Source organism: Roseateles sp. P5_B10 (assembly GCF_056400485.1).
This window is the reverse complement of the sequence record NZ_JBFULE010000635.1, coordinates 1-3,083: the sequence shown is the minus strand read 5'-3', so window position 1 is coordinate 3,083 and position 3,083 is coordinate 1. Positions and strand designations below refer to the sequence as shown.

Genomic DNA, 3,083 nt, shown 5'->3' with positions numbered 1-3,083 from the left:
GGCCATGGACGTCGCGATGGCCATCTTGACCRCCAGGCCCGGCTCGACGCCGCGCTGGCTCAGGATGAAGGTCAGGACGGGCACCATCAGCATGCCGCCGCCGATGCCGAGCAATCCCGCGAGGAAGCCAGCCGCGAGGCCGAGTGCGAGCAGTTCCGCGGCGAGGGTGGCTGTCATTTGCCGTGCAGGCGCTTCAACACGGCTTGCCATTCGGCCGGCGTGACCGGCGTGATCGACAGCCGGCTGCCGCGCTCCAACACGCGCATCGACGCGAGCTCCGGCGCCTCGCGCATTTCCTTCAGGCTCAGCAACCGCGTCGTCTCGCGCCAGCGCACGTCAACATGGACCCAGCGCGGTGCCTCGGGCTTGGACTTGGCGTCGTAGTAATGGCTGCTCGCGTCGAACTGCGTCGCATCCGGATAGGCCGCGCTGCTGACCTCGGCGAGGCCGGCGATGCCAGGCTCAGGGCAGGAGGAGTGATAAAAGAGCACGCCATCGCCCACCTGCATGTCGTCGCGCATGAAGTTGCGCGCCTGGTAGTTGCGGACGCCCGTCCATGGCAAAGTGCCGGCGCGTTGCAGGTCGAGGATCGAAGCCTCGTCGGGCTCTGATTTCATCAGCCAGTAGTTCATCAGCTGATGCTAAGCGGGAAGAAGGTGTCCACCGCAATCCGGGGGGCCGAGATCCTGAACACCCAGGGGTAATCAGGTGGGCGAGGTCAGCCGGACTTCGGGTTCATCTGACGCGAGACGATCACGCCCGTCCGGCATGTTCCAAGCCCTTGCTCATAGAGCATCGGATGAAGGAAATAAAGCCCCGGGGAAAGCGGTGGACGACGTGAATTCTAAGTCTTAGAGCAGCTGCCCGTCGTGACCGAGTGCTTCATCCAGGCGCTTGACGAGGGTATCGATTTCGGGCGTTGACACCGGCGTTTCACGCGAGGTGTCGGCGAGCTGGTAGGCCAGGTTCAGCGCGGCCAATACGGCGATGCGTTCGCGTGCCTTGACCTTGCCGGCATCGCGGATGGCGCTCATCTCGCGGTCCACCTGGGCCACGGCGGAGCTCAATGCAGCTTCGCCGCCTTCGGGGCAGCCGAGCAGATAGCTCTGGCCCATGATGGTCACTTCCATCTGCTTCATGCGTCTTCCTTGGGCGTCTCGACGGGCAGGCGCTCCAGCAGCGCATCGACGCGCGCTCGCGCCGCATTCAGCCGCGAGCGCAGGCTGTCGCGCTCTTGCGTGAGGGCCGCCACCTGCTCGAGCAGCAGGGTGTTGGTTCGGGTCAGTTCGTCGTGGCGCAGCAGCAGGCGTTCGACGCGTTCGGTGAGGTCGCTGAGTTGGGCCATGGCGTGTGAGGGTTCAGGCGGCGGATTTTAGGTTCCGGCCGTAGTCGCATTCGTTGATGACCGCGCAAACATTGCACAGTGGCTTGCGCGCCTGGCAGACATAGCGGCCGTGCAGGATCAGCCAGTGATGGGCGTCAACCAGATAGTCGGTTGGCACGCGGTCCAGCAAGCCCAGCTCGACGGCCAGCGGCGTCTTGCCTGGTGCGAGGCCGGTGCGGTTGCTGACGCGGAAGATGTGCGTGTCAACCGCCATCGTCGGCTCGCCAAAAGCAACGTTGAGCACGACGTTGGCCGTCTTGCGGCCGACACCAGGCAAGGCTTCGAGATCGGGGCGTGAGTGTGGCACTTCGCCGCCATGCAGGTCGATCAGCATGCGGCAGGTCTGCAGCAGATGCCTGGCCTTGCTGCGGTACAGGCCGATGGTTTTGATGTACGACTCGAGGCCTTCCTGGCCAAGGGCGAGGATCTGCGCGGGTGTGTTGGCAACCGCGAACAGTCGCCTGGTGGCCTTGTTGACACCCACGTCGGTGGCCTGGGCGGACAGCAGCACGRCGGTCAGCAACTCGAAGACGCTGGTGAACTCCAGTTCGGTCTGGGGCGCCGGGTTGGCAGCCTTGAGGATGGCGAAGAAGCGTTCGACTTGCGCGGCGTTCATGCCGCGATTGTCATGTCCGTTTGGCCCTGGCGCGGGCAAGCGCGGCTTCAATGGCCGCGCGCTTGCGGTCGAGCTGCGCGGGGTCGGTGATCGCAGATGCCGCCGGCAGGTCCGCCAGCTTGGCTTCGGCCTTGACAACCAGGCGCGCCGCGTTCTCTTCGGCCTCGCGATGGCGGCGGAACTGGCGAAAGGCGTAGCGCTCGCGTGCCTCGTCGGCCTGCGGCGGGCTCCAGGCCGCCCAGCCGGTGGCAGTGGTGACCTCGGGCATGGAGATGCAGTCGACCGGGCAGGCCGGTACGCACAGTTCGCAGCCGGTGCACTGGGCGGTGACGATCACGTGCATGGCCTTGGGTGCCCCGACGATGCAGTCGGCCGGGCAGGCCTTGATGCAGAGGGTGCAGCCGATGCACCAGGCTTCGTCGATGACGGCGACGCCACGCGTGGCTTCAATGCCGTTGACGGGATTCAATGGCAGGGCAGGGCGCCCGGTGATCGCGGCGAGTCGTGCAATGCCCTCTGCACCGCCAGGAGGGCATTGGTTGATCTCGGCCTCACCCGCGGTGATGGCGTCGGCGTAGCGGCGGCAGTCCGGGTAACCGCAGCGAGTGCATTGGGTCTGCGGCAGTGCGGCGTCGATCAGCTCCGCGAGGTTCACGCTCTGCGCTTGCGGGCCGCCGGCTTGGCTGTGGTCTTGGCCACCGCCACCTTGGCCGTCTTCTTTAGCGGCGCAGCTTCGTATTTGGCGATGAAGTCGCGCACTTCGGGATAGACCTTCTCGCGCCAGCGGCGGCCCGAGAAGATGCCGTAATGGCCGGCGCCAATGGCGTCGTAGTGGTACTGGTGCTGCTTGGCAACACCCGAGCAGATGTCGTGYGCCGCCTKGGTCTGRCCGGCGCCGGARATGTCGTCCAGCTCGCCCTCGACAGTCAGCAGCGCGGTGGTCTTGATGTCCTGCGGGCGCACGAAGTGGCCGTCAACTGCCCAAGTGCCGTTCACCAGCGCGAAGTCCTGGAAGACGGTCTTGATGGTGTCGAGGTAGTACTCGGCCGGCATGTCGAGTACGGCGTTGTACTCGTCATAGGC

6 protein-coding genes and 1 pseudogene are annotated in these 3,083 nt (G+C 65.6%); all 7 read right to left on the bottom strand.

What is annotated here, in order from left to right:
• The coding region (locus AC1DU6_RS25185; protein ID WP_477860420.1) for a TSUP family transporter at positions 1-177 on the bottom strand (177 nt) is incomplete at its 3' end.
• Entirely contained in the window at positions 174-632 is a 459-nt protein-coding gene (locus tag AC1DU6_RS25180; RefSeq protein WP_057299632.1) for an EVE domain-containing protein, read from the bottom strand. The genes AC1DU6_RS25185 and AC1DU6_RS25180, both read right to left, overlap by 4 nt.
• Before the next feature lie 219 nt (positions 633-851).
• A complete protein-coding gene (locus AC1DU6_RS25175) occupies positions 852-1,139 on the bottom strand; it encodes a cell division protein ZapA (RefSeq protein ID WP_056196881.1) in 288 nt (95 codons plus the stop codon).
• Positions 1,136-1,345: a hypothetical protein gene (locus AC1DU6_RS25170; RefSeq protein ID WP_025563979.1), complete on the bottom strand. Its 210-nt coding sequence runs from the start codon at positions 1,343-1,345 to the stop codon at positions 1,136-1,138. The genes AC1DU6_RS25175 and AC1DU6_RS25170 overlap by 4 nt, the downstream gene beginning before the upstream one ends.
• A gap of 13 nt (positions 1,346-1,358) precedes the next feature.
• A complete protein-coding gene (nth, locus tag AC1DU6_RS25165; protein WP_477860417.1) occupies positions 1,359-2,000 on the bottom strand; it encodes an endonuclease III in 642 nt (213 codons plus the stop codon).
• A gap of 10 nt (positions 2,001-2,010) precedes the next feature.
• Positions 2,011-2,655 (bottom strand): electron transport complex subunit RsxB, encoded by a 645-nt coding sequence (rsxB, locus tag AC1DU6_RS25160; protein ID WP_457390072.1) that lies wholly within the window; start codon positions 2,653-2,655, stop codon positions 2,011-2,013.
• A pseudogene (locus AC1DU6_RS25155) lies at positions 2,652-3,083 on the bottom strand (polyhydroxyalkanoate depolymerase); the annotation flags it as partial. The pseudogene AC1DU6_RS25155 and the gene rsxB, both read right to left, overlap by 4 nt.

Bases quoted from the DNA above. Each gene is read 5' to 3' on its own strand.
- AC1DU6_RS25170 (WP_025563979.1), bottom strand. From the start codon at position 1,345: ATGGCCCAACTCAGCGACCTCACCGAACGCGTCGAACGCCTGCTGCTG.
- AC1DU6_RS25180 (WP_057299632.1), bottom strand. From the start codon at position 632: ATGAACTACTGGCTGATGAAATCAGAGCCCGACGAGGCTTCGATCCTC.
- AC1DU6_RS25175 (WP_056196881.1), bottom strand. From the start codon at position 1,139: ATGAAGCAGATGGAAGTGACCATCATGGGCCAGAGCTATCTGCTCGGC.